Origin of the sequence: Rhizobium sp. Leaf341, from assembly GCF_001424325.1 — a bacterium.
Taxonomy (GTDB): Bacteria; Pseudomonadota; Alphaproteobacteria; order Rhizobiales; family Rhizobiaceae; genus Ferranicluibacter.
Map to the genome: position 1 here is coordinate 126,442 of NZ_LMPE01000015.1, position 23,693 is coordinate 150,134.

Sequence of the window (23,693 nt, forward strand, 5' to 3'; positions counted from 1 at the left end):
TTGCTCATGTTGGGTCCACTGCGGAGGGAGATGCGGATGTCAGCAAAGACTCTTCTGATGGCTCTGGCCCACTACAAATACCGCAGTGACGATGAAATCCTGAGGGCTCTGGCGTCCTGCGAGGATGACGTGCCAACGGATACGATGACGGCCGCGCGCCGCGTTCTGCATCATGCGCATCTCGTCGACACGATATTCGCCGCCCATCTTCAGCGACGCACCCACGATTTCAGGGGGAGCTGGCAGCTCGTCCCGCCTTCGCTGGACGAGCTCTCGCAGTCCATGCGCGACATCGACACCTGGTACATCGCGTACATCACCGGCGTCACCGATGCGGACCTGGACGAGCGCATCGATTTCACCTTCACGGACGGACAGAAGGGGCGCATGTCGCGCGAAGAGATGCTGGCCCACGTCATCACGCATGGCGGCTATCACCGCGGCGAGGTTGGGCGGCTCGTTCCGGACATCGAAGCAACCGCCATGCGGGATGTTTTTGCCGGATATCTGCACGCAGCGGAACCCGAGCGCCGCCAGCCGAGCATGTGAGGCGCATCGCGAATCTTGACAGTCGAGATCCCCATGCATGTCGCCCAAAGGTGTGCAGCGGTTTCGGGAAACGACGTGCATCAAAACAAGGACTTAAGCGCATTGCGTGACTCCTTTTTCCACGCGACGCGCATTAAAAGCACGGCCCGAACGCGCCCCATTCGAAGAGCCCTGCCGTCCGTTGATGACGACAACCGACGGCTTGTCTTTCGAAAAGCGGACGAGAACCGCCCATTGAGAACATGGCCTCGGTGCAGGGGTCTTCAAGGGATCCTTCTCTCTGCACTTCACGGGGAAGACGGACGTCATCGGAGCACTCCGCGTGATTTCGTCGAAAACCTCAGTGGCTTCATGAAGATTGAGGTCGAGCGAGGGCCCGAAGGCGCTTGGTCCGGGAAGCTCGGGAATTGGGTGACCGCATGTCCTGGCGGATATCTCCAGCCAACACGATGGTACCACGCGTCTGCTACGCAGCCTCCGCACCGCCTCGGGGGTCTGACGCAGAACGTTCCGATGGACAATCGGCGAAACCGCCTTCACGCATCATACGGCATCATAACTGGTCCCCGCAGGATGGGGCACGCACGGCCGTCTTCCGGTTCAACGCGCTTCAGACCGTCGTCAATCAAGGCGATAAGGGCGGGGCGGCCGAGGCGCGCAAGGCGGTTCTCCGGACCAGGTACCGACAACGCGCAGAATCGTCCGCCAACGCGATGCGCCAATCACCACGGCATGCGCCGGTGCCCACGGATCACCCTGAGATTTTCGAGGAGACGCGGCGCTCAGCCCGGCAGTGCCCCGTCCCATCCTCGCTGATGACGTCCACGCGCGATACCTGCGCAGACGACAACGACCGCCGGTGACGGCGGCCGATATGGTCAAGATCCCGCCCTTCGATCAGGCCGCAGCCGCGATCTCGGCGATGCTCCGTGCGACCGCCTCGATGGCTTCCGCGGCACGGGTGCCGTCCGGGCCGCCGGCCTGGGCCATGTCGGGGCGGCCGCCGCCCCCCTTGCCGCCGAGCGCGGCAGAGGCGATGCGGACGAGATCCACGGCGCTGTGGGACGTGACGAGGTCCGCCGTCACGCCGATGACCGCACTGGCCTTGCCGTCGTCGGCCACGCCGATGAAGGCGACGATGCCGGAGCCGAGGCTCTGCTTGCCGTCGTCGGCAAGCCCCTTCAGGTCCTTGGGATCGACGCCGGTGACGACCTTGCCCAGGAACTTGATGCCGCCGATGTCGCGCGCGGCATCGGCAGAGCCGGAGGCGCCGCCACCGCCAAGCGCGAGCTTGCGCCGCGCATCGCCCAGTTCCCGCTCGAGCTTGCGCCGCTCGTCCATCAGGCTTTCCACGCGACCGATGAGGTCGCCGGGCTGAACCTTGAGGGCAGACGCCAGCGTCTTCACGCGTTCGTCCTGTTCGGCGAGATAGGTGAGCGCCGAGATGCCCGTCAGCGCCTCGATGCGGCGAACCCCCGAACCGACGGCGCTTTCACCGAGAATCCGCACGAGCCCGATCTCGCCGGTTGCACCGACATGCGTGCCGCCGCAAAGTTCGACCGAATAGGGACGGCCGGCCTTCGTGCCCCGCACGCCCTGCCCCATGGACACGACGCGAACCTCGTCGCCGTATTTTTCGCCGAACAGCGCCATCGCGCCTTCGGCGATCGCATCGTCGACGCTCATCAGGCGGGTCGTCACCGGCGTGTTCTGGACGATGATCTCGTTGGCCATGTTCTCGACAATCTTCAGCTCTTCGGCGCTCATCGGCTTCGGATGCGAGACGTCGAACCGCAGGCGCTCGGGCGCGACGAGCGACCCCTTCTGCGCCACATGGGTGCCGAGAACCTCGCGCAATGCCTCGTGCAGCAGGTGCGTGGCCGAATGGTTGGCGCGCAGCCGGCCGCGGCGCGCGTGATCGACGGTGAGCGCCACCGCATCGCCGGCCTTGATGCTGCCCTCTTCGACCGTCGCGGTATGGACGTAGACGCCCTCGCCGCGCTTCTGCGTGTCGGTCACGACGAGGCGTGCACCATCGGATGCGATGACGCCAGTATCGCCCATCTGGCCGCCGGACTCGCCGTAGAACGGCGTCTGGTTGACGACGATCTGGACGCTCTCCCCGACGGATGCCGCCTCCACGAGCGCTCCGCCGCGCACCAGCGCCTGCACCACGCCTTCGGCCGTCTCCGTATCGTAGCCGAGGAACTCCGTTGCGCCGAAGCGATCCTTGAGCTCGTACCAGATGGTCTCCGTCGCCGTGTCGCCGGACCCCGACCAGCTGGCGCGGGCCTCGGCCTTCTGCCGCTGCATGGCGTCGGTGAAGCCGGTGAGGTCGACGCCGATGCCGCGGCCGCGCAGCGCGTCCTGCGTCAGGTCGAGCGGAAAGCCGTAGGTGTCATAAAGCTTGAACGCCGTCTCGCCGTCGAGCGTGTCGCCCTTGTCGAGCGTGGCCGTCGCATCCGCAAGCAGACCGAGCCCGCGATCGAGCGTCTTGCGGAACCGCGTTTCCTCGAGCTTCAGCGTTTCCGAGATCAGCGGCTCTGCCCGGACCAGTTCGGGATAGGCTCGGCCCATCTCGCCGACCAGGGCCGGCAGCAGCTTCCACATCAGCGGCTCGCGGGCACCCAGCAGTTCGGCATGGCGCATCGCGCGGCGCATGATGCGGCGCAGAACATAGCCGCGGCCCTCGTTCGACGGCAGCACGCCATCGGCAATCAGGAAGGCTGCCGACCGCAGGTGATCGGCGATCACGCGGTGGCTGGCACGCCGGTCGCCCTCAGCCTTGACGCCCGTCGCTTCCTCGGAGGCCGAGATCAGCGCGCGGAAGAGATCGATGTCGTAATTGTCATGCTTGCCCTGCAACAGGGCCGCGACGCGCTCGAGGCCCATGCCGGTATCGATCGACGGGCGTGGCAGGTCGAGACGCTGCTCCTTGGTGACCTGCTCGTACTGCATGAAGACGAGGTTCCAGATCTCGATGAAGCGATCGCCATCCTCGTCCGGCGAGCCGGGAGGACCGCCCCAGATGTGGTCGCCATGATCGTAGAAGATTTCCGAGCAGGGACCGCAGGGACCGGTATCGCCCATCGCCCAGAAATTGTCGCTGGTCGGAATGCGGATGATGCGGTCTTCCGACAGGCCGGCGATCTTCTTCCAGAGACCGAAGGCCTCGTCGTCGGTGTGGTAGACCGTGACCAGCAGCCGCTTGGCGTCGATGCCGAATTCGCCGGTGATCAGGTTCCAGGCCAGCTCGATCGCGCGTTCCTTGAAATAGTCGCCAAACGAGAAGTTTCCGAGCATTTCGAAGAAGGTGTGGTGGCGCGCGGTGTAGCCGACATTGTCGAGATCGTTGTGCTTGCCCCCGGCCCGCACGCATTTCTGCGCGGTGGTTGCCGTCGAGTAGGGGCGCTGTTCCAGGCCCGTGAAGACGTTCTTGAACTGCACCATCCCGGCATTGGTGAACATCAGCGTCGGATCATTGCGCGGAACCAGCGGGCTCGACGGCACGACGGTGTGGCCGTTCGTCTTGAAATAGTCGAGGAAAGTCGACCGGATCTCGTTTACGCCGCTCATGTCTGGTCCTTCGTCCCTGCGCACCCTGGCGGCTGCTGACGAGCGGCTCCGGGCAATCTCGATGGTTGATCGTACTCGCAAAGGCGCCGTCCATCGAAACAGGGCGCTCGCGCGAACCCGAGGCTTTTATCGCTCGCGCAAATGCCTGTCCAGCCGCATGTCCGGCTGTACGACCCGCAACCTCCCGATCCCGCAAACAATCACCCGCATTTTTGAACGACGCCCCCCTGCAAGACCGCCTCTCCAGAAGGAAACCAGCGTGCAGACGGCAAAACGGAGCATGCAGACGGCAAAACGGCCGCTCCAGGCAGGAGCGGCCGAGGATGACGCCGCACGATGACGACGAACAAAAAAGGCGAGAGCGCGAGGCCGTGACCGCCGTCCTAGATGCCGGAACCCCGGGCGAGGCCGACCGATCGAACGGTGCCTCCCCCGATGTTGTCCTAGCCGAGCGCGGCGTCGTCGCCGTCGCTGTCCGGCTCCGGACCACCGTCCTCCAGGAACTTCTCGGCGATCAGGCCGGCATTCTGGCGCAGCGACTGTTCGATCTCGCGGGCCGTTTCCGGATTGTCGCGAAGATAGGACTTGGCGTTCTCGCGGCCCTGCCCGAGGCGCTGGCTGTTATAGGAGAACCAGGCGCCCGACTTCTCGACGATGCCCGCCTTGACGCCGAGGTCGACCAGTTCGCCGGTCTTGGAGACGCCTTCGCCATACATGATGTCGAATTCGACCTGCTTGAAGGGCGGTGCCATCTTGTTCTTGACGACCTTGACCTTGGTCTGGTTGCCGATCACTTCGTCCCGCTCCTTGACCGCGCCGATGCGGCGAATGTCGAGACGGACCGAGGCATAGAACTTCAGCGCATTGCCGCCCGTCGTCGTTTCGGGCGAACCGAACATGACTCCGATCTTCATGCGGATCTGGTTGATGAAGATCACCATGCACTTCGACTTGGAGATCGACGCCGTCAGCTTGCGCAGCGCCTGGCTCATCAGGCGGGCCTGCAGGCCGGGAAGGCTGTCGCCCATCTCGCCCTCGATTTCCGCCCGCGGCGTCAGGGCCGCAACCGAATCGATCACGAGCACGTCGATCGCGCCGGACCGAACGAGCGTGTCCGTGATCTCGAGCGCCTGTTCGCCGGTATCCGGCTGCGAGATCAGAAGATTTTCGAGATCGACGCCGAGCTTGCGGGCATAGACCGGATCCAGCGCGTGCTCCGCATCCACGAAGGCGCAGACGCCGCCGTTCTTCTGCGCTTCCGCAATGGTCTGCAACGCCATCGTCGTCTTGCCCGAGCTTTCCGGCCCGTAGATCTCGATGATGCGGCCCTTGGGGAGCCCGCCGATGCCGAGTGCGATATCCAGGCCGAGAGACCCCGTCGAAACGGTCTCGATCTCGACAATGCTGTCTTTTCCACCGAGCTTCATGATCGATCCCTTGCCGAACGACCGTTCGATCTGGGAGAGTGCTGCTTCCAGCGCCTTGCTTTTGTCCACCGATTTGTCCTCTACGAGCCGCAAAGAGTTCTGAGCCATTTCATCCACCTTTAGGTTATCGGGTCAATCGAGGCAATGAACCCGCCGCTGGTCTGTATGTACTCTTTTTGTTCTCATTTCGCAAGAGGCCTTCAACGCATTGACGCAGCAATCGAATTCGATGTTTGTTCGCTGGACGTTCCACATCTCCCATGTCCTTGATGCAAATCCCTGTTTCGCACGCCGCCACCCCGCGAATCGGTTTATGGACAGCGGGAAACGGGGAGAAACGCGATGAAGAACGTGGTCGTTTTCGGCGGTGCGCATATCGATCGCCGGGGCCGCATCGCCGGTGCGACGACGCTTGGCGCCAGCAATCCCGGACACTGGTTCGAAGAAGCGGGCGGCGGCGGCTTCAATGCGGCCCGTGGCCTTGCGCGCCTCGGCTGCGCTGTCAGCATGGTCGCGCCGCGCGGCGGCGATGCGCAGGGGGAGACGGTCTCGCGCGCAGCGGAGGCGGCGGGCGTCGTCGATCGGTCGTTCACCTTTCTCGACCGTCGCACGCCGAGCTACACCGCGATCCTCGAGGCCGACGGGAACCTGATCGTCGCACTTGCCGACATGGATCTCTACGCCCTGTTTTCGCCGCGCAGGCTTCGGCAACGGGCGCTGCGCGATCTCGTGGACGCCGCCGACCTCGTGCTGGTCGATGCAAACCTGCCGTCGGATACGCTGCATCACGCCTTGCGGATGGCCAAGCAGGCCGGCGCGGCCACGGCGGCCATCGCCATCTCCCCGGCAAAGGTCGGCAAGCTTGCCGCGGCCTTCGCCCATCTCGACACCCTGTTTCTCAACGAGGCCGAGGCGACGACGATCGGCGGCGAGAAGAGCGTGACGGCGGAGGGTTGGCCGGCGATCCTGCGCAAGGCGGGCATTGCCGCCGGCGTCGTCACGCGTGGCGGCCGCGCCGCCGTCGCCTTTCGCGGCGATTTGGTCGCCACCGTGCGGCCACCCGATATCGATGCGCTTGCGGACGTCACCGGCGCTGGAGACGCATTGGCAGCCGGCTTCCTGGCCGCATTCCTTGGGGGTGCGGATCTCGGCTCCTGCCTGCAGGCGGGCGTTGCCGCCGCCGCGGTCACCGTGCGCTCGCCACTCGCCGTCGCCGAGGATCTCTCACCCGAACGGCTGGCGCAGGAATTGCGCCTTGTGTCTCCCGCCGAAATCCTGTCTTCACAGGCCCATCACAGCAGTGCCGAAAAGGATGCCCCATGACCCGCCCCATCTCGCATGATCTCCCGATCGCCTACTCCGCCGAGGTTGCCGCCGCAAAGGCGCGCGGCTCGGCCATCGTGGCGCTGGAATCGACCATCATCACCCATGGCATGCCCTATCCCGGCAATCTCGACATGGCCCGGAGCGTCGAGGGGATCATTCGCGATCAGGGCGCCGTTCCCGCAACCATCGCCGTGATCGACGGCACGCTGAACATCGGCCTTGATGCCGAGCGGCTCGAGGCGCTGGCCCAGACGCGCGGAGCGATGAAGGTCTCGCGCGCCGATCTTGCCTTCGCGATCGCCGAGCGCCGCACCGGGGCGACGACGGTTGCCGCCACCATGATCGCCGCGGCGCGCGCGGGCATCCGCGTCTTTGCCACCGGCGGCATCGGCGGCGTGCATCGCAAGGCGGAGGAGACCTTCGACATCTCGGCCGACCTCGAAGAGCTTGCCCGTACCGGCGTCATCGTGGTCTGCGCCGGCGCGAAAGCCATCCTCGACGTCCCCAAGACGCTCGAGGTGCTCGAGACCCGCGGCGTGCCCGTGGTCACCTATGACAGCGAGATCTTCCCGGCCTTCTGGTCGCGCGACTCGGGCCTGAAGAGCCCTCTGATGCTGAACAGCCCGGCGGCAATCGCCAATTTCCAGCGGATGCGCGATCGCCTTGGCATCGATGGCGGCATGCTCATTGCCAATCCTGTGCCCGAGGCAAGCGAAATCCCGCGCGACGAGATGGAGATCTATATCGCCCGCGCGCTCGACAATGCCGATCGCGACAAGATCATCGGAAAGGCCGTCACGCCCTATCTGCTGCAGAGCATCTTCGAGCTGACCGACGGCCGGAGCCTGGAAACCAATATCGCCCTGGTGGAAAACAATGCGCGCCTCGCCGCAGAAATCGCCGTCGCCATGATGTAAGGCAAGGCACCAGCGAGACGGGTGCACCGTCCCCGTCTCGCGTGCTTGCCGTCTCGCCTGCTTTCCGTCTCGCCTGGATTCTTGCTCGCTATCTGCTCCGGCTCGCCTTCGGCGCCGCCTCACCTGTTGGCGTCGTCCAACAGCCCGGTCAGGCTCCAGGGCACGTCGCCCTGCTGGTTGGCGATATCGTCGACCTTCCAGCCGCCATGCTCCCGGACCAGCGTGTAGTAGAGCGTCACCCGTTCCCCATTTTCGAAGCTCACCTCCAGCTCGGCCCGGTCATCGATGACGATCGGCGGGCTGAGCGTCACATGTCGCGCGCGGCCGTCATTGCCGGAAATCACCGGATCGAAGTCGATCGCGCCGACCTCGCCGTCGGGCGTGCGATCGCGGTCGGCCTGGAAGCGGGCGTTCAGCGCATCCGAGAAGAAGGGCGTATAAGGCGATGGCGCTTCCGCATCCGTGTCGTCCGGGTCGTAACGATAGAGCGCCCGGATCAGGGCCTCGGGCGTCTTGAAGGTGTCCGCGAGGCTCGGCCCGGCGGTAAACAGCACGAGAACCGTACCGAGGAGAAGCAGCAGCAGACGCATCGACAGATCCCGATCGTTGACGGCCACCATGGACCGTGTCGCAGCATTTCAGTTGTCCATGACCGAGCGACACGGCCAGGGCCGTCTCAGGGCCGTCCCTAGTCTGGCCCAGGGCCGTCAACGACCGCGTCGCGCGGGCACGCTAGCTGTCCAGCATCTCGCGTACGGCCACAGCCAGCTGCTTCAGCGAGAACGGCTTCGGCAGGAAGCCGAATTTCGCATCGGCCGGCAGGTTGCGCGCAAAGGCGTCCTCCGCATAGCCCGACACGAAGATGAACTTGAGGTCGGGATAGGTCTTGCGCAGCTCCCGCAGGAGCGACGGCCCGTCCATCTCGGGCATGACGACGTCGGACACCACGATGTCGACCATGCCGTTCAGCTCTTCCATCACTTCCAGCGCCTCGACGCCGGAGCCCGCTTCGTAGACCTTGTATCCCCGTGTTTCCAGCATGCGCTTGCCACCGCGGCGCACGGCCTCCTCGTCCTCGACGAGCAGAACGATGGCGCTGTCGCCGGTCAGGTCCGTCGGCTCCTCGGCCTTGGCAGGCGCGGAGGTCGCGATCGTCGACGCCTGGTCAGCCGCCCCGGCCTCGCCGGAGGCCGGCAGCGCCTCCTCGATGAAGCGCGGCAGAAGGATGCGGAACGTCGTGCCCTTGCCGACTTCGGATTCCGGATAGATGAACCCGCCGGACTGCTTGACGATGCCGTACACCATGGAGAGGCCGAGGCCCGTTCCCTTGCCGACCTCCTTGGTGGTGAAGAACGGTTCGAAAATCTTGTCGACGATCTCGGGCGCGATGCCCGTGCCCTCGTCGCTGACCTCGACGATCACGAAATCCTCCGCCGGAAGCTCGCGCCGGTTCAGCGCCGCCGCCTCGTCGGCCGGAAGATTGCGCGTCCGGATCGTGATCGTGCCGCCGTTCGGCATGGCGTCGCGGGCGTTGACCGCCAGATTGATCAGCACCTGCTCGAACTGGCCGAGGTCTGTGCGGACCGGCCAGAGGTCACGGCCATACTCGACCTCGAGCTTCACATGCGTTCCAGTCATGCGGTCGACCAGCATGCGCAGGTCGCCGATGACATCCGTCATGTTCAGGACCGTCGGCCGCATGGTCTGCTTGCGCGAGAAGGCGAGCAGCTGGCGCACCAGCACCGCCGCGCGGTTGGCGTTCCGCTTGATCTCCATCAGGTCGGCAAAGCTCGCGTCCGATGGCCGGGCGGAGAGCAGAAGGTGGTCGGACGACAGGAGGATGGCGGTCAGCACGTTGTTGAAGTCGTGCGCAATGCCGCCGGCCAGCGTTCCCACCGCATTCATCTTCTGCGTCTGGGCCATCTGGGTCTCCAGCGCCTTCTGCTCGGTGATCTCCACCGCATAGACGATCGCCGCTTCTTCGGGCGCCTGCTCGCTCTGGTCGATCACGGCGTTGACGTAGAAGCGGAAGAATCGCTGGTCGTCGGTCGGATGCGGCAGGTCGAGCGGCGCGATATCACTCTGCCGATCCTTGGCCGCAGCCAGCGCCTCCTGCAGGCGGCCACGCTCGGAAACGCGGGCCACGCTCTCCAGCAGCGCGCCGCGCTCCATGTCGTCCTGCGACACGACGCCGGAGAAGAGCTTCAGGAACGGCGCATTGGTGCGCAGGATCCGGCCGTTGCCGTCGACGGAGGCAATCGCCATGGGCGTGTTGTTGAAGAATCGCGTGAAGCGGATGGCCGCAAGCGAGGCGGACGGATCGGCCTCCTCGTCCACCGTGCGGGCCAGCACGATGGTCCGGCTTTCGCCGGGCGCTCCGTCGCGGGCAGACGAAACCCGGTGCACCATGCGCACGGCAAAGCTCTGTCCGTTGGCGCGGCGAAGGTCGAGATCGAGCGTTTTCGTCTTGCGCAGGCCGGGATCCGCCTGGACCGACTGCACCAGCGCCAGCCCCTCGCCTGCCACGAGATCCGCGATGGTCATCGAGCCGGGCTGGAACTTCGTGAGGTCCAGACCCAGCCAGTCGGCAAGCGTCGCGTTGATATAGAAGATCTCGCCCTTCTTGCCCGCCGAGAAGAAGCCGGCCGGCGCATGGTCGAGATAGTCGATGGCGTTCTGCAGCTCCTTGAAGAAGCGCTCCTGGTCGTCCCGATCGGCCGTGATGTCGGAAATCTGCCAGATGTAGAGCGGATTGCGGTCGGCATCTTCCAGCGGCAGCACGCGCGCCTTCAGCCGGAACCAGTGCGCACCCGAGCCGGCCGACCCGCCGGCCGCGCGCAACGGCTTCATCAGCCGGAATTCCTCGTGGCCGGCCTTGCCCTCGCGCAGTCCGTTCGTCAGCCGGTAGATCGCCTCGGTCGCTTCGCGATCACGCGAGAGAATGGTCTCGAGCGACTGCACGTCGGTCGCCTTCTCCGTGCCGGTCAGCGCGCCATAGGCGGCGTTGGCATAGACGATCCGTCCCTTGCGGTCGGTGATCAGCGTGCCCTCGGGATGCCCGTCCAGAAAGGCGCGCGCGAGCTCGTCGGGGCGCGACTGCGGCATCACCTCGATGAAACCGATCACGGCGGACACGAGGAAGAAGATGCCCACCATCGCCAGGATGCCGAGAATGCCGAGGACGACCTCGTTGCCGAGCTGGTTCTTGAAGATCACGAACGTCGCTGCCGAGGCGATCAGCACGATCGCCAGAAGCACGATGCGCAGCACGGTCCCCGGACGCGTTCCCCGATCGACGATCGGCATGCGATACTCGTCTGCCTGTCGCAGTTTCGTCATCAGGGTCCTCGTTGCCCCGCCGCCTGAAGGGTCCCGGCCCATGAAAGGTCCGCGCATGCGACGTCATTGGTCGATTCTCTTTATCAGCCGGCGTCCGTCTGACAAAGCGTTCTCAGGGGGTTACCGGGACAAAACCGATCCGAATTCACAAGGAATCTCGGGATCGTAGCCGAACGGGACCTATTCCGGCACGGGTTCCGGCCTTCGGCCGCGTGCGTGCCCCGTCGCTTGCCCGCTAAGACATACGTCCCGAGAGGACCGCCTCAGCCTGCCCCCGCAACCGTCGGCACCGGAGCGGAAGCGTCCGCCGCGATTTGCGCGATGCGGCCGGTTTTCCACCCCTCGATCTCTGGACGCAATCGCCTCCCGCTCCATTTACCGGGACAACGCGTTCTCACGGCTTGTTTCCACCGGCAAAAAGACGTCAATTCCCATTTTACGGCGTCGTCCCACGCCGTCCGTTTCAGACGAGGAGAGCGAAGATGTTTGAAGATGTCGTCGGCAACAACGGCGGTCGGTTCATCATCGCGGCCGTCGCCGTGGCTGCCGGGCTGCTGCTGCTCGTGGCCGTCCTCTGGTTCATGCGCAATCGCGCCTCGTCGCCCTTCATCCGCGGCGGCAAAAATCGCCAGCCCCGCCTCGCCGTCCTCGATGCTGCCGCGGTGGACACCCGCCGACGCCTCGTTCTCGTGCGTCGCGACGATGTCGAGCATCTCATCATGATCGGCGGTCCGACCGATATCGTCATCGAAAGCCGGATCGTCGGCGCCAATCCGGGACTGGAACCGATGAACGCCGGAAACGCAGCGATCACAGCCGCACCCTCGGCGGCCCGGATCGCCCCTCAAGCCGCGCCGGCGAACCTTGCCCGACCCCCGCGGGCCGACGCCCTGCCCGCGCCCGCCGCACGGATCGCGCAGGAGCGACCGGCGGAGACCCGTGCCGAGCCGCGACCGCCCGCCCGGCCTGATGCCCGCAACGAAGCCAGGCCCGAGGCGCGGCCCGATGCGCGGCAAGACGCGCGTCTCGAGACCCGGCAGGACACCCGTCCCGTGGCGCGCCCATCCAGCCCGGCCGCACCGTCTCCGGCCGTCGCCGCGACGGGCGTGTCCAACATGGGCCAGGCGCTCTACGGAGAGGAAGCAAGCGCCCCCCGAACCGCGCCCGACCCCCGCGCCGTTGTATCGCCCAGCACGACCCCGCGCGCAGCAGCGCCCGCACCCCGCGCCGCGCCCGAAGACATCCTCGAGGCCGCCCGTGCGCGCGTTCTTCCGCAGATCGCCGCGGCGCCCGCCGCGGTGGCCCCGTCGCATGCGACATCCCCAGTGCTATCGTCGCCCCCCGCAACTGCGGCCAAGGGCGGTCCCGCAGCAGCCGAAGCCGGCAGGCGCGACGAGGCCCGCGATTTCGAGCGCCTGCTCGACGCGCAGATTTCCGGGGATCTCGGCCGCCTCGCAGCGGACCCCGCACCCCGCGCGCCCTCGATCGAAGCGCCCCGCGCCGCGCCGCGCAAGGAGCCAACGCTGGAGGAAGAGATGAACCGCATGCTCAGCGAGATGGGGAACGACCGAAAGGCGTAAGGCGTCGGTCGCGTTTCGCGACGAAGCGATCATGCCCGGTGAACCACCGCCCGTCTCCTGAAAGAACTACCGGTGTCCTGAAAGACCTGTGCGCGACACGTCCGACACCAGGCTGACGTGACAAGCGCCTCGTTCGTCACGAAAAATGGCCGCCGGAGGCGACCATTTGGCAGGGGGACAGGACGGATCGGTCGGGGCGAACGATCACTCGTCGCGATAGACCTTCTCGCGACGCTCGTGGCGTTCCTGCGCTTCGATGGAGAGGGTGGCGATCGGACGGGCGTCGAGGCGGCGCAGGCCGATCGGCTCTCCCGTTTCCTCGCAGTAACCGTATGTGCCCTCGTCGATCCGCTGCAAGGCGGCGTCGATCTTGGAGATCAGCTTGCGCTGGCGGTCCCGCGCGCGCAACTCGATGGCACGATCGGTTTCCGAAGAGGCGCGGTCGGCAAGATCGGGGTGGTTGGCGCTTTCTTCGGCAAGGTGGCCCAGCGTTTCGCGCGCTTCCCGGAGAATATCGTTCTTCCAGGCATTCAGCTTCGCCCTGAAATAGGCGCGCTGGTTGGAATTCATGAATTCATCGTCTTCGGAAAGAACGAAGGTACCAAGATCGATCTTCTCACTCAACGCGATTCTCCTGAAGAACATCTCATGCGGCGGGTCTATAGACCTATGAACTGCGTGTTTCAAGTCTCAGCAAGAGCCACGCGCATATTTCAAATTGCTCGAAAACGAAGCTAGCGGCCTCATATTTCACCAGAATTACAAGACCATGACAGTGACCCGATGGGTCGACGCCGACGCGCTGCCTTGCCACGCCAGGTTCGGGATCACACAGGATACAATCGCGGCCCAAAAAACGGGCAAAGTTTTTCGCGCGCCCGTCAGGTCGTCCCCGCAACGCTCGCGGGAATTCGCGAGGACGCTTGATCTTTGCCGGCGCGCGGGAGACAAGACCGGATCGCAGTCGTCCGGTGCCCGATCCATGTCGTCCGAAATGTCCCATCCCGCCCTGTTTCTCGTGCGTCATGCGCGTGCGGCAGCCCCAAGGGCCGGAGAAAGGGATTTCGACCGGACCCTCGACGATGTCGGCCGGAGCGACGCGGCGCGCGTTGCCGACCTCTTCGCGAACCAAGGCTGGTCTCTCGGCGACATCACCGCCTCGCCCGCACGCCGCTGCCGCGAAACCGCCAGCATTCTGCAGGGCGCCGCGCCCTCGGCATCGATCTCCTTTGCGCAACCGCTCTACGATGGCGGGCTCGATGCCTATCTCGCCGCCATCGACGACCACAGCGCGTCAGCCGACCCTGGCCGGCCGCTGACGATCGTCGGGCACAACCCGATCCTCGAGCAATTGGCCTGGGAGTGTCTCGGCACGACGGTCGCGGCGGGCGCCCTGCCGACAGGTTTCCTGCCGGGAATGGTCGTCGCGATCGCCCGCAGGCGGGATGCCGCCCCGGACGAGCGTCCGAGCCGGCTCGTGGCGGTTCTGAAACCATAAACCGCGAGGATGCGACCGGCCGCCCGGTCTCGAGAACCGTCCCGTTCATCTTTCCGCAGAGCGTGCGGCTCCCTATATCGCATCCGGGTCTCCGGCCCCAACGTCGTCCCGCATCCGGGTCGCTGCGGCCCGGATATCCGCGCATACCATCGATTTCTCAAGAGGGAAGCCCCGCCGCGTGTCATTTCTTACCCGCATGTCCGATGATGCGAAGCTCGCTCTGGATACCCTCACCGATCGCGCCGCCGGGCTGGTCAATCCCTCCGTGCGCCTCGGCGTTACCGGCCTGTCGCGGGCGGGCAAGACGGTGTTCATCTCCTCCCTCGTCCACAATCTCCTGAACGGCGGCCGCCTCCCGGTGTTTGAGCCCGTTCGCTCGGGTCGCGTGTCGAAGATCCGTCTGGAGCCGCAGCCCGACGATGCCGTGCCGCGGTTCCAGTACGAGGATCACATCACGGCCCTGGTGCGCGACCGCGTCTGGCCGGATTCGACCCGCGCCATCTCGCAGCTGCGGATCACGCTCGATTATGAAAGCGCCAGCGGCTGGAACCGCATGTTTTCGCCCGGCCGCCTGTCCATCGACATCGTCGACTATCCCGGCGAATGGCTGCTCGACCTGCCGCTGCTCTCGCAGGACTACCGCCAGTTCAGTGCCGCCACGGTCGCGCGGGCCCGCAGCGGCATCCGCCGCGAGCTGTCCGCCGAATGGCTGGCGCTCTGCGACACCACGCAGGCCGGCGCGGAGGCGGACGAAGCACGCACGCGCGCGCTGGCCGACGCCTTCACGCGGTATCTGCGCGCCTGCCGCACGGACGAGCGCTCGCTGTCGACCCTGCCGCCCGGGCGCTTCCTGATGCCGGGCGATCTCGAGGGCTCCCCCGCCCTCACCTTCGCCCCGCTGCCGGATCTGCCGGACGGCCGCGCCGCGTCCGGCTCGCTACACGCCATGATGGAGCGCCGCTACGAGGCCTATAAGACCCATGTCGTGAAGCCCTTTTTCCGCGAGCACTTTGCCCGCCTCGACCGGCAGATCGTTCTCGTGGACGCGCTGCAGGCGATCAACCGTGGCCCCGAGGCCCTGCTCGATCTGGAAAATGCTCTGGCCGACGTCATGGGCTGCTTCCAGCCGGGAACGAATTCTTTCCTGTCGTCCTTTCTCACCCGCCGCATCGACAAGGTGCTCATCGCCGCGACCAAGGCCGACCACCTGCATCACGAGAGCCACGACCGGCTGGAACGCATCACGGCGCGCATCGTCGCCCGGGCGGTGGAACGCATCGGTGGAAGCGGTGCCGGCGTCGAGGTCATGGCGCTCGCATCGGTGCGCGCCACGCGCGAGGCGACCGTCAACCATGATGGCCACCCCCTGCCGGTCATCGTGGGTACGCCCATCGCCGGCGAACGCATCAATGGCGAACTCTTCGACGGCGAGCGCAAGACGGCGATCTTTCCGGGCGACCTGCCGCGCGATCCCGACACGCTGTTTCGCAAGCACGCCGAGGGACTGGCTGGGTCCGGGCCTGGCCCCGAGCGGGACCACGGGCCGGACCACGCGCCGGAGGTGAACTTCGTGCGCTTCCGTCCGCCCCATATCGAGGAGACCGGCGGCGGGCTGAAGCTGTCCGTCCCGCATATCCGGCTTGATCGGGCCATGCAGTTCCTGTTCGGAGACCGTCTCGCATGAGCGACCTTCCCCGCCGACCCGCCGCCTTCACCATCGAGGGAGAACCGCCGGCAAGCCCGCAACCGAAGCGCGCGCCCGCAAGCTTCGGTGACGGCGTCGTCCTGACGCCGGACGCAGAGGACCCCTTCGCCGAGACCACGCTCGCGACCCCGGTCGTCACGGCGCTGCAGGAACGACGTCCGAAACGGCGCTTCTCGCTGGCAAAGCTCGCCTTCAGCGCGCTCGGCGTCCTCGTGTCGCTCGCCCTCGGTCTCTGGATCGACAGCCTCGTGCGCGACCTGTTCTCGCGCAATGACGCGCTCGGCTTCATCGCCATCGCCGCCGCCGCCATCGTCGTGCTCGCGGTTCTCGGCATCATCGGCCGGGAGGTGCTCGGCCTGATGCGGCTGAAGGCCGTCCAGGCCCTGAAGGCGGAGGTGAGCGCCGCGGTCGCGGCAAGCGGTCATGCGGTCGCGCGCAAGACCGTGGCGGACCTCGTGCACCATCTCGCCGCGCGCCCGGAGACCGCCCGCGGCCGCGAGCGGCTGAAGGCGACCGAGGGCGAGATCATCGATGGCCCCCACCTGATCGACCTTGCCGAGCGCGAACTCTTGACGCCGCTCGACCGGGAAGCGCGCGCCCTCATCCTCAACGCCTCCAAGCGCGTCTCGATCGTCACGGCGGTCAGCCCCCGTGCCCTGGTCGATCTCGGCTATGTGGTGTTCGAATCGTCGCGCCTCATTCGCGCGATGGCCGATCTCTACGGTGGCCGGCCGGGGACGCTCGGCCTTGTCCGCCTCATCCGCGATGTCCTCGCCCACCTCGCCGTCACCGGGTCGATTGCCGTCGGCGACGGTCTCGTCCAGCAGGTCCTTGGTCACGGCATCGCATCCAAGCTGTCGGCCCGCCTTGGCGAAGGCGTCGTCAACGGCCTCATGACGGCCCGCATCGGCATCGCCGCCATGGATCTCTGCCGCCCCATGCCCTTCCGCGCCCTCAAGCGCCCGGGCGTCGGCGACTTCATCGGCGACCTCACGCCCGGCCAGAGAAAGCCGGTCGTGGACGACGTCTGACACCGGTTCGGCCGCGGCAGGATCAGCGCGGGCGGACCGTGGGCTGAAAGGCCGGGAAAGCCGGGCGAGAGCGCGGTCGACCGCTCAGATGCCGCCATACCAGTCGTAGCCGACGTCTTCCCAGAAACCGCCCTTGCCGCCGCCATAGGGGGCCAGCGTCGCGGCAAGTTCGATCGACTTGATGTATTTCGGCATCTTGTAGCCCAGTTGCCGCTCGACCCGCATGCGCAGCGGCGCACCGTTTGCCACCGAGAGGGTCTCGTCGTTGCAGCCATAGGCCAGAATGGTCTGCGGGTGGCGGGCGTCGAGCAGGTCGATCGATTCGTAGTAGGGCGTCGGTCCGCCCCGTCCGAGATCCATCGCGTCGTAACAGCGGACCACGACATAGCGGGCTTCCGGCCGCACCCTGGCCTCGTCGAGGATGGTCGCGAGCGGGACGCCGGTCCATTTGGCGATGCAGCTCCAGCCCTCGACGCAGTCATGGCGGGTGATCTGGGTCCGCGCAGGCATGGCACGGATCTCGTCGAGGCCGAGGTCGAGCGGCTTTTCCACCAGCCCTGTGACCGGCAGCCTGTAGGTCGCGAACGCTGCAGCCTTCATCGCGAGATAGTCGGCGCCGTTCGGATCGGTGGAGCCGTTGGGACGCTGCCCCTGCCGGATCTCGGTGGCGGAAAACTCCGGCGCGAGCCTGTCGCCCGCCAGCATGCGCTGGACGCGATAGCTGAGGCTGTTGGCCGAGGCGAGCGTCCGGCGGACGGCACTGTCGCCCGAGAGGAGACCATCGAAGGCGTCGCAGCCCGACAGCGGCACGGTGGAGGCGGCCACGCCGGCAAGCGTGAGGAAGCGGCGGCGATTGGCAAGGAAGGTTCGGCTCATGATCTCGGATCTCCGGAAACGGCCTCGGTCGCAAGCGCATCGTCCCGCGTGCGGTAGCGCCCCGTGATGATCGAGCGCAACTCGTTCAGCGGCCCTGCCAGCAACACCATGAGGAGATGCACCACGAAAAACAGGACGAGCGCCAGCATGCAGGCAAAATGCAGCGTGCGCGCCGTCTGGCGTCCGCCGAAGAGATCGAGCAGGAACGGCCATGCGGCATTCATCGTCGGCGACATCGACAGCCCTGTCAGGATCACCAGGGGAAAGAGCACGAAGAGCACGCCCCCGTAGGACAGCTTCTGCAGAACGTTGTAGCGGCCGTCATGCCGAAACCGCAGGCGGGCATGGTCGGCGATATCGCGCGGAATGTGACGGAGCTCCCGGCCCGACGGCAGGAGGTCGCGCCGCAGACGGCGGGTGGCGATCGCGGAAACGAGCCAGACGAGCAGCGTAATTGCGAGCACCCAGGCAAAGAAGAAATGCACGACGCGACCCGTGGCGAGATCCTGATAGGACGGGATCGTCGCCCAGGCCGGGAACCCGCGATAGGAGGGGTTTTCCGCCGGCCCGCTCATGCCGAACATGCCGCTCGTGTCGAAGCTGTGGCCGAGCACCGTCGTGCGGCCCTGCGGCTGGCCATCCGGCCCATAGATCGCATCCATTTTCAGGACGCTGTTGTCGAAGGCAAAGCCCGATTGCGCCCCGATATAGAGGGTCGGATGGGCGTTGAAGATCTGCAGGCCGCTCAGGAGCAGAAAGAAGAGCGCGACGGCCCACGCCCAGTGCGTCAGCCGCGTCATGATCCCATGCCGGTAGATCAGCCGACCTTTGCGTGTCGTGCCGGAACCGGCTTCCTCGGAAACAGGCGTCATCGATGATCTCCCCCGCCGTGATCGCCGCTTGCGATCCCCAGCGCATAGTGAAAGCGCATAGTGAAGGCGCGTGTTGAAGGCGCATGCTGCAGCCTACCAAAATGCCCGAGCACGGGCCATGGCAAGTGCGCGTGGCCGCGACGGAGAGAAAGCGTTGCAAATCTGCAGCGCTCTCTCGGATCGTCGCGGTTTGCGCGCGCCGTTTGCCCGACTGAAACGCTCCATTAACCATTCAAGTGCCAATGTCACATCACGTTCTCGACACCGACCCTCAAGGATCGCCCATGTTTTCGCGCCCTTCTTTGATCGCGCGCGGCCCTGCCGCCTGTATCGCCGCATTGACCCTTTCGGCCCTGGCTGCCGTCCCTGCCCCGGCGCTTGCCGAAGGCCGCGACAAGGCCTTCTTCGAGCAGGTCGGCGGCCAGTGGAAAGGCCCCGGCGAAATCGTCGCCGGCAAGTACAAGGGCACGAAATTCACCTGCGAACTCTCGGGGGAACCCACCGAGGCCACCGGCATCAAGCTGGACGGCTTCTGCCGTGTAGGCGTCTTCAAGCAGCCGATGTCGGCCGTCATCAGCCAGAAGGGCAACAGCTACACCGGCACGTTCCTCGACGGCGCCGACGGCAAGGGCCTCGACATCGTGTCGGGCAATGTCTCGAAGGACAAGATCGTCGTCGGCATCAACCGCAAGAAGCTGAACGGGGCGATGATCGCCCGTATGTCCGATCCTTCGCTGCTCAACATCACCATTTCCGTCAAGGTCGACGAGACCATGGTTCCCGTCATCGGCGTCGCCCTGACACGCCAGACCGATTCGATGGCCGTGGGCGCGATCCGCTAGACCGGACCGGGACGCCGTCTCCGGCTTTCCGCCAGAGCCTTTCCGCGGTCCCATGCCCGGGAATCCTGTGATGGGACTCAGACCCGGTCGCGCCACCAGTCCGCGCGACCGTCGGCCAGCTCGATCCCCGCCGCATCGGCATCCCCAGCCCAGGCCGCAATGCGCCGCCCGGCCACCACGTGGTCCGGCAGGATGTCGCACAGCGGCAGAAGCACGAAGGCGCGCGACGTCATCCGCGGATGCGGCAGGGTCAGTTCCGGCGTCTCCATCGTGATCGTATCGTAGGTCAGGACGTCGAGATCGATCGTACGCGGTCCCCAGCGTTCGAGCCGCAGCCGCTTCATCGCCTTTTCCACGTCGAGACAGGCTTCGAGAAGCCCCAGCGGGTCGAGCGTCGTCTGCACCACCGCGCAGGCATTGAAGAACCAGTCCTGATCGGTCTTTCCCCAGGGCGGCGTCCGGTAGAGGCGCGACACCTCCAGAATCGTCGCGTCGGAACGCGCGTCGAGCTGCGCCAGCGCCCGCGCGATGGCGGTCGCGGCGTCGCCGATATTGCCTCCAAGCCCGATCGCTGCCTGGTGCCATCGTCCGTCATCGATCGCGGTCATGGCTTGGCGACATGCTCGACGGTCACCGCGACATGGTCGAGCACGCCAGGTACGGGCGCATTCGGTTTGCGGATGGTAATCCTTGCCCGGTGGATCTGCGGCCAGCGCGAACAGAGCATTTCGGCGATCTCGAGCGCCAGAGCCTCGATGAGGTAGCGCCTGCGGCCGGTGATGATCTTCTCGATCTCGGCAAAGGCGATGCCGTAATGCACCGTGTCCTCGATCCGGTCATCCCGGAGAGCCGAGCCCTGTTCGACCACCAGTTCGGCATCGACGAAGAAGCGCTGTCCGAGAAACTCCTCCTCGTCGTGAACGCCATGCCGCGCGAAGAAGGCGCAGTTCTTGAGCGTGATCGTGTAGGTCGGCGTCATCACAAGGTCTCCTGCCGAGGAAAGGCGGTCCCGGCATGAGGCCGGCCGCTTGGAAAAGTCGAGGCGTCAGGGTCGTGCCGCCAGAATAGCATCTGCGACCATCAGGGCATCCCTGTTGAAAGCGACGTCGTGGACGCGAAAAATCGCACCCCCGGCCAGGCGCGCGGCCGTCGTGGTCGCGGCCGTCGCAACACCGCGCGCGTCCGCCTCCCGCCCGGTCGCCGCACCGAGGAACCGCTTGCGCGATGTGCCGATCAGAAGCTTGTGGCCAAGCCCGTGCAGCGCGTCGAGCCGTGCCATCAGCGCCCAGTTTTCGGCGGTGTCCTTGGCAAAGCCGAAGCCGGGATCGAGCACGATCGCCTCCGCACCGAGCCCCGCCGAGGCCGCGATCTCCAGCGACCGTCGAAAGAAGATCCTCTGATCCTCGATCACGTCCACGGCTTTCTCACGCCCGCGGCCGGTGTGCATGATGCAGACCGCGGCACCTGCAGCGGCCACGACGTCGGCAATGTCGGGCTCGCGCTGCAGGCCGTGCACGTCGTTGACGATGTGCGCGCCGGCCGCCAGCGCCAGCCGCGCGGTCTCCGCGCGATAGGTGTCGACCGAGATCACGGCGTCCGTTTCGCGCCGGAGGCGCGCGATCACGGGAAGCACGCGGTCCTGTTCCTCGGCCGCCGACACGGGATCGGCGCCCGGTCGGGTCGATTCGCCGCCGATGTCGAGGATCTCGGCGCCCGCCTCCAGGCAGTGTCGCGCATGCGCGAATGCGCGCTCGCCGTCGAGAAAAGCCCCGCCGTCCGAAAACGAGTCCGGCGTCACGTTGACGATCGCCATGAGGATGCCGCGCGGACCGAGCGTCAGGCTGCGCCCGTGCGCGAGCGACCATTCGAAGGCGGAAAACGGGTCGGCGGCTTTGATGGAATCAACCATGACGGATCTCGGCGACAAGGGCCGACCTTGTGGGGCAGCCGCGCTAACCTTGTTTGCAGGCGGCGGGCATTTCCAGTTGCGCTTGCCCAGCCTATGCCCCAAGCTTCGGACGACATCAACCGTCGAGACAGCTTATCCATGAACACGGCCCGCAAATACCTTCTTGTTCCGCTGGCTGCGCTCGTGATGCTCTCGGAACCGCTCTCGGCCGGCGCGGAAACGGTGATGAACAAGACGATCACCTATTTCGCGGTCGGCGGCCACACCGCGGCCGAACTCGACGCGGCCCTGTCGTCGCAGGGTCCGCAGATGCGCGAGACCGGCGCACGCCATCCGGGCGCCACGCGCATCAAGTTCGGAGGCACGGTCAGCTATGTCCGCCGCGGCCGTCTCTGCGCCGTCGGCAGCGCCCGTGTGACGCTCAACACCAAGCTCATCCTGCCGCGGTGGACGAACCGCAACAAGGCCGGCCGCGATCTCGCGCTCGTCTGGGACACGCTGTCGAGCGATATCAAGCGCCATGAGGAACGGCACGCCGAGATTGCCCGCAATCACGCGCGCGACATGGAGAAGGCGCTCCTTTCCCTGCAGCCGGAAGCGGATTGCGAGCGCATGCAGGCGCGCGTCGCCCGCGTCAGCGAAGACGCGATCGCCGCGCATGACAAGGACCAGGCCGCCTTCGACCGGCGCGAAGCCGTCAACTTCGACGTCCGCATGGTGCGGCTCCTCCAGTATCGCCTCGAGCGCCTGAAGAAAGCCGGGTCCGAACGGCGCTAAGACGCCTCTTTCCAAACGCGCAAGGCCGGAATGAACCCGACGCCGGCTCGGAATCCGCACGTCCGCACAACGGACGGGCGCAATAACTCATTGGTGATTTCTAGCGATAGTCTACACGATGATGTTGAGCTATAGTCTCATTATCGAAACCGAAGAATAGACGAAGCTTAAAAGCCACCGAGATGCAGACGCGAGCCGTAACCGCGACGTTCTCGATGTAAGGCTGATGATGAAATTGCAGGAGCTGCAGGACTTTTGGTCGCGTCGCGATCGGAAATGCTTGCTCTGCCCCGTTGTTCTCCTGGCGTATCCTGTTGCCGCAGATGATCCCTCCCTGATCCTGTGTGCGATGCGCCCTCCTGCCCCGCTTGTCCCTGTGACAGGCGGGGCTTTTTTTTGTGACACGGCGCAGAACAGGGCGCGATCAGGCCTGCCGTTCCGGCACGTGAACGACGAGACCATCCAGCGTGTCGCTCATCTTGATCTGACAGCTCAGCCGCGAGGTCGGGCGGACATCATAGGCAAAATCCAGCATGTCCTCTTCCATGGCTTCCGGTGCTCCGACGGCCGCCGCCCAGGCTTCGTCGACATAGACATGACAGGTGGCGCAGGCGCAGGCCCCGCCGCACTCGGCCTCGATACCGGGCACGGAGTTGCGGACAGCGTTTTCCATGACGGTCGATCCCGTCTGGACCTCGAGGTCGTGGCGGGTGCCGTCGAAGGCGATGATGCTGAGTTTTGTCATGATGGTGCGGTCTCGAGTGCTGACTGCGCGGGACCGCCGGTGCCGGGAGGCAAGGCGCCCGCAAAAAGGGGTGCCCGTTTTTCTCACACTGTTTCGCACGGGCCGTCAAGAAAACAGGTCGGTTGTTCTCCAAAGACACGTTCCCGCCTGCTCCGCGGCGATCGCCTTGGGCGCTGCTCATGGCTCGCCCGGGAGGGTCGCCCGAGAGAGTCGTCGATGAGCAGCGCTTGGGGAGCGTCAGCCTAGCGGCAGAGCTTCAAGATGAAGATCTCGGCGTCGAGCACGGCCGACGACAAGGCAGCGAGCCCCTCGGCCTCCTCCGGGCGGTCCTCGACGCCGGCGGCGACCTCGGCGACCGGGAACGCGCCGACGGCAAGCGCTGCACCCTTCAGGCGGTGCGCGGCGGCCTTGCGGACCTCGGCATCCCCGTCCATCAACGTCTTGACGATCTGGCGCGACTGGCGCGCGAACATCTGCAGCACCTCGAGCTCCAGCGCCTTGTCGCCCATCGTCTGGTGGGCAAGATGCTCGAGGTCGATCGGGCGGCCGCGTCCATGAAGCGGGTCGAGTGCCGTTTCGGGACTGTCGAAGGCGATATTGAGGGCGGCCATGCGCGGTGTTCCTTGTCCTGTTTTCGTCGTTGCGGTCTGTCGTGATCGCCGGATCGGCAGGCACCTTTCGGCCCTGCGCGCCCGGCCTGCAGCCGCATCGGCGTCTCCTGTGG

At 65.9% G+C, this 23,693-nt stretch carries 21 protein-coding genes; 9 read left to right on the top strand and 12 right to left on the bottom strand.

Going from position 1 to position 23,693, the window contains the following annotated elements; all coding sequences use genetic code 11:
• The first annotated feature begins 36 nt into the window (after positions 1 to 36).
• Positions 37 to 549 carry a DinB family protein gene (locus ASG03_RS15510; RefSeq protein ID WP_062473676.1) on the top strand — a complete coding sequence of 171 codons (513 nt, stop codon included), beginning with the start codon at positions 37 to 39 and terminating at the stop codon, positions 547 to 549.
• 897 nt (positions 550 to 1,446) lie between these two features.
• On the opposite strand, the gene alaS is transcribed toward ASG03_RS15510, so the two are convergent.
• Both alaS and recA read right to left on the bottom strand, forming a co-directional pair.
• Positions 1,447 to 4,125 carry an alanine--tRNA ligase gene (gene alaS, locus ASG03_RS15515; RefSeq protein WP_062694383.1) on the bottom strand — a complete coding sequence of 893 codons (2,679 nt, stop codon included), beginning with the start codon at positions 4,123 to 4,125 and terminating at the stop codon, positions 1,447 to 1,449.
• A 443-nt stretch (positions 4,126 to 4,568) separates the two neighbouring features.
• Positions 4,569 to 5,660 (bottom strand): recombinase RecA, encoded by a 1,092-nt coding sequence (recA, locus tag ASG03_RS15520; protein WP_062473680.1) that lies wholly within the window; start codon positions 5,658 to 5,660, stop codon positions 4,569 to 4,571.
• A gap of 234 nt (positions 5,661 to 5,894) precedes the next feature.
• On the opposite strand from recA, the gene ASG03_RS15525 reads away from it, so the two are divergent.
• Both ASG03_RS15525 and ASG03_RS15530 read left to right on the top strand, forming a co-directional pair.
• Positions 5,895 to 6,875 carry a carbohydrate kinase family protein gene (locus tag ASG03_RS15525; RefSeq protein WP_062694385.1) on the top strand — a complete coding sequence of 327 codons (981 nt, stop codon included), beginning with the start codon at positions 5,895 to 5,897 and terminating at the stop codon, positions 6,873 to 6,875.
• Positions 6,872 to 7,795 (top strand): pseudouridine-5'-phosphate glycosidase, encoded by a 924-nt coding sequence (locus tag ASG03_RS15530; protein ID WP_062473684.1) that lies wholly within the window; start codon positions 6,872 to 6,874, stop codon positions 7,793 to 7,795. Before ASG03_RS15525 ends, ASG03_RS15530 begins: the two co-directional genes overlap by 4 nt.
• Positions 7,796 to 7,914: 119 nt before the next feature.
• Here the strand turns inward: ASG03_RS15530 and ASG03_RS15535 are convergent, their stop codons facing one another.
• Together ASG03_RS15535 and cckA are read right to left on the bottom strand one after the other, a co-directional pair.
• Positions 7,915 to 8,385 (bottom strand): DUF3828 domain-containing protein, encoded by a 471-nt coding sequence (locus ASG03_RS15535; RefSeq protein WP_062695226.1) that lies wholly within the window; start codon positions 8,383 to 8,385, stop codon positions 7,915 to 7,917.
• Positions 8,386 to 8,527: 142 nt separating this feature from the next.
• A complete protein-coding gene (gene cckA, locus ASG03_RS15540; protein WP_062694387.1) occupies positions 8,528 to 11,134 on the bottom strand; it encodes a cell cycle histidine kinase CckA in 2,607 nt (868 codons plus the stop codon).
• A gap of 482 nt (positions 11,135 to 11,616) precedes the next feature.
• Here cckA and ASG03_RS15545 point away from each other — a divergent pair, with 482 nt between their 5' ends.
• Positions 11,617 to 12,714 carry a flagellar biosynthetic protein FliO gene (locus ASG03_RS15545; RefSeq protein ID WP_062694389.1) on the top strand — a complete coding sequence of 366 codons (1,098 nt, stop codon included), beginning with the start codon at positions 11,617 to 11,619 and terminating at the stop codon, positions 12,712 to 12,714.
• A 204-nt stretch (positions 12,715 to 12,918) separates the two neighbouring features.
• Here ASG03_RS15545 and dksA read toward each other — a convergent pair whose 3' ends face one another.
• On the bottom strand, positions 12,919 to 13,338 hold the full coding sequence (gene dksA, locus ASG03_RS15550; protein WP_062473690.1) for an RNA polymerase-binding protein DksA: 420 nt from the start codon (positions 13,336 to 13,338) through the stop codon (positions 12,919 to 12,921).
• A 358-nt stretch (positions 13,339 to 13,696) separates the two neighbouring features.
• Here dksA and ASG03_RS15555 point away from each other — a divergent pair, with 358 nt between their 5' ends.
• The 3 genes from ASG03_RS15555 (at position 13,697) to ASG03_RS15565 (ending at position 16,948) form a co-directional block, all read left to right on the top strand.
• Positions 13,697 to 14,212: a SixA phosphatase family protein gene (locus ASG03_RS15555; RefSeq protein WP_062694392.1), complete on the top strand. Its 516-nt coding sequence runs from the start codon at positions 13,697 to 13,699 to the stop codon at positions 14,210 to 14,212.
• 196 nt (positions 14,213 to 14,408) lie between these two features.
• A complete protein-coding gene (locus ASG03_RS15560) occupies positions 14,409 to 15,896 on the top strand; it encodes a YcjX family protein (protein ID WP_062694394.1) in 1,488 nt (495 codons plus the stop codon).
• The gene (locus tag ASG03_RS15565) at positions 15,893 to 16,948 is read left to right on the top strand and encodes a YcjF family protein (RefSeq protein ID WP_062694397.1); all 1,056 of its coding nucleotides are present in this window, start codon (positions 15,893 to 15,895) and stop codon (positions 16,946 to 16,948) included. Before ASG03_RS15560 ends, ASG03_RS15565 begins: the two co-directional genes overlap by 4 nt.
• Positions 16,949 to 17,032: 84 nt before the next feature.
• On the opposite strand, the gene ASG03_RS15570 is transcribed toward ASG03_RS15565, so the two are convergent.
• A complete protein-coding gene (locus tag ASG03_RS15570; protein WP_062694399.1) occupies positions 17,033 to 17,824 on the bottom strand; it encodes a molybdopterin-dependent oxidoreductase in 792 nt (263 codons plus the stop codon).
• Positions 17,821 to 18,696 (bottom strand): cytochrome b/b6 domain-containing protein, encoded by an 876-nt coding sequence (locus ASG03_RS15575; RefSeq protein ID WP_062694401.1) that lies wholly within the window; start codon positions 18,694 to 18,696, stop codon positions 17,821 to 17,823. Before ASG03_RS15575 ends, ASG03_RS15570 begins: the two co-directional genes overlap by 4 nt.
• A gap of 284 nt (positions 18,697 to 18,980) precedes the next feature.
• On the opposite strand from ASG03_RS15575, the gene ASG03_RS15580 reads away from it, so the two are divergent.
• Positions 18,981 to 19,538 (top strand): hypothetical protein, encoded by a 558-nt coding sequence (locus ASG03_RS15580; protein ID WP_062694403.1) that lies wholly within the window; start codon positions 18,981 to 18,983, stop codon positions 19,536 to 19,538.
• A gap of 77 nt (positions 19,539 to 19,615) precedes the next feature.
• On the opposite strand, the gene folK is transcribed toward ASG03_RS15580, so the two are convergent.
• The 3 genes from folK to folP all read right to left on the bottom strand — a co-directional run bounded on the left by folK (position 19,616) and on the right by folP (position 21,447).
• Entirely contained in the window at positions 19,616 to 20,146 is a 531-nt protein-coding gene (gene folK, locus ASG03_RS15585; protein WP_062694405.1) for a 2-amino-4-hydroxy-6-hydroxymethyldihydropteridine diphosphokinase, read from the bottom strand.
• Positions 20,143 to 20,517: a dihydroneopterin aldolase gene (folB, locus tag ASG03_RS15590; RefSeq protein WP_062473706.1), complete on the bottom strand. Its 375-nt coding sequence runs from the start codon at positions 20,515 to 20,517 to the stop codon at positions 20,143 to 20,145. The genes folK and folB overlap by 4 nt, the downstream gene beginning before the upstream one ends.
• Positions 20,518 to 20,583: 66 nt before the next feature.
• Positions 20,584 to 21,447, bottom strand: coding sequence for a dihydropteroate synthase (folP, locus tag ASG03_RS15595; RefSeq protein WP_062694407.1), 864 nt, complete (start codon positions 21,445 to 21,447; stop codon positions 20,584 to 20,586).
• A gap of 138 nt (positions 21,448 to 21,585) precedes the next feature.
• Between folP and ASG03_RS15600 the strand changes: the two genes are divergently transcribed.
• A complete protein-coding gene (locus ASG03_RS15600) occupies positions 21,586 to 22,224 on the top strand; it encodes a DUF922 domain-containing Zn-dependent protease (RefSeq protein WP_062473710.1) in 639 nt (212 codons plus the stop codon).
• Positions 22,225 to 22,648: 424 nt separating this feature from the next.
• On the opposite strand, the gene ASG03_RS15605 is transcribed toward ASG03_RS15600, so the two are convergent.
• A complete protein-coding gene (locus tag ASG03_RS15605) occupies positions 22,649 to 22,969 on the bottom strand; it encodes a 2Fe-2S iron-sulfur cluster-binding protein (RefSeq protein ID WP_062473712.1) in 321 nt (106 codons plus the stop codon).
• A 242-nt stretch (positions 22,970 to 23,211) separates the two neighbouring features.
• Positions 23,212 to 23,580, bottom strand: coding sequence for an Hpt domain-containing protein (locus tag ASG03_RS15610; protein WP_062473714.1), 369 nt, complete (start codon positions 23,578 to 23,580; stop codon positions 23,212 to 23,214).
• Between the last annotated feature and the right edge of the window lie 113 nt (positions 23,581 to 23,693).

Bases quoted from the DNA above. Each gene is read 5' to 3' on its own strand.
- ASG03_RS15510 (WP_062473676.1), top strand. From the start codon at position 37: ATGTCAGCAAAGACTCTTCTGATGGCTCTGGCCCACTACAAATACCGC.
- alaS (WP_062694383.1), bottom strand. From the start codon at position 4,125: ATGAGCGGCGTAAACGAGATCCGGTCGACTTTCCTCGACTATTTCAAG.
- recA (WP_062473680.1), bottom strand. From the start codon at position 5,660: ATGGCTCAGAACTCTTTGCGGCTCGTAGAGGACAAATCGGTGGACAAA.
- ASG03_RS15525 (WP_062694385.1), top strand. From the start codon at position 5,895: ATGAAGAACGTGGTCGTTTTCGGCGGTGCGCATATCGATCGCCGGGGC.
- ASG03_RS15530 (WP_062473684.1), top strand. From the start codon at position 6,872: ATGACCCGCCCCATCTCGCATGATCTCCCGATCGCCTACTCCGCCGAG.
- ASG03_RS15535 (WP_062695226.1), bottom strand. From the start codon at position 8,385: ATGCGTCTGCTGCTGCTTCTCCTCGGTACGGTTCTCGTGCTGTTTACC.
- cckA (WP_062694387.1), bottom strand. From the start codon at position 11,134: ATGACGAAACTGCGACAGGCAGACGAGTATCGCATGCCGATCGTCGAT.
- ASG03_RS15545 (WP_062694389.1), top strand. From the start codon at position 11,617: ATGTTTGAAGATGTCGTCGGCAACAACGGCGGTCGGTTCATCATCGCG.
- ASG03_RS15555 (WP_062694392.1), top strand. From the start codon at position 13,697: ATGTCGTCCGAAATGTCCCATCCCGCCCTGTTTCTCGTGCGTCATGCG.
- ASG03_RS15560 (WP_062694394.1), top strand. From the start codon at position 14,409: ATGTCCGATGATGCGAAGCTCGCTCTGGATACCCTCACCGATCGCGCC.
- ASG03_RS15565 (WP_062694397.1), top strand. From the start codon at position 15,893: ATGAGCGACCTTCCCCGCCGACCCGCCGCCTTCACCATCGAGGGAGAA.
- ASG03_RS15570 (WP_062694399.1), bottom strand. From the start codon at position 17,824: ATGAGCCGAACCTTCCTTGCCAATCGCCGCCGCTTCCTCACGCTTGCC.
- ASG03_RS15575 (WP_062694401.1), bottom strand. From the start codon at position 18,696: ATGACGCCTGTTTCCGAGGAAGCCGGTTCCGGCACGACACGCAAAGGT.
- ASG03_RS15580 (WP_062694403.1), top strand. From the start codon at position 18,981: ATGTTTTCGCGCCCTTCTTTGATCGCGCGCGGCCCTGCCGCCTGTATC.
- folK (WP_062694405.1), bottom strand. From the start codon at position 20,146: ATGACCGCGATCGATGACGGACGATGGCACCAGGCAGCGATCGGGCTT.
- folB (WP_062473706.1), bottom strand. From the start codon at position 20,517: ATGACGCCGACCTACACGATCACGCTCAAGAACTGCGCCTTCTTCGCG.
- folP (WP_062694407.1), bottom strand. From the start codon at position 21,447: ATGGTTGATTCCATCAAAGCCGCCGACCCGTTTTCCGCCTTCGAATGG.
- ASG03_RS15600 (WP_062473710.1), top strand. From the start codon at position 21,586: ATGAACACGGCCCGCAAATACCTTCTTGTTCCGCTGGCTGCGCTCGTG.
- ASG03_RS15605 (WP_062473712.1), bottom strand. From the start codon at position 22,969: ATGACAAAACTCAGCATCATCGCCTTCGACGGCACCCGCCACGACCTC.
- ASG03_RS15610 (WP_062473714.1), bottom strand. From the start codon at position 23,580: ATGGCCGCCCTCAATATCGCCTTCGACAGTCCCGAAACGGCACTCGAC.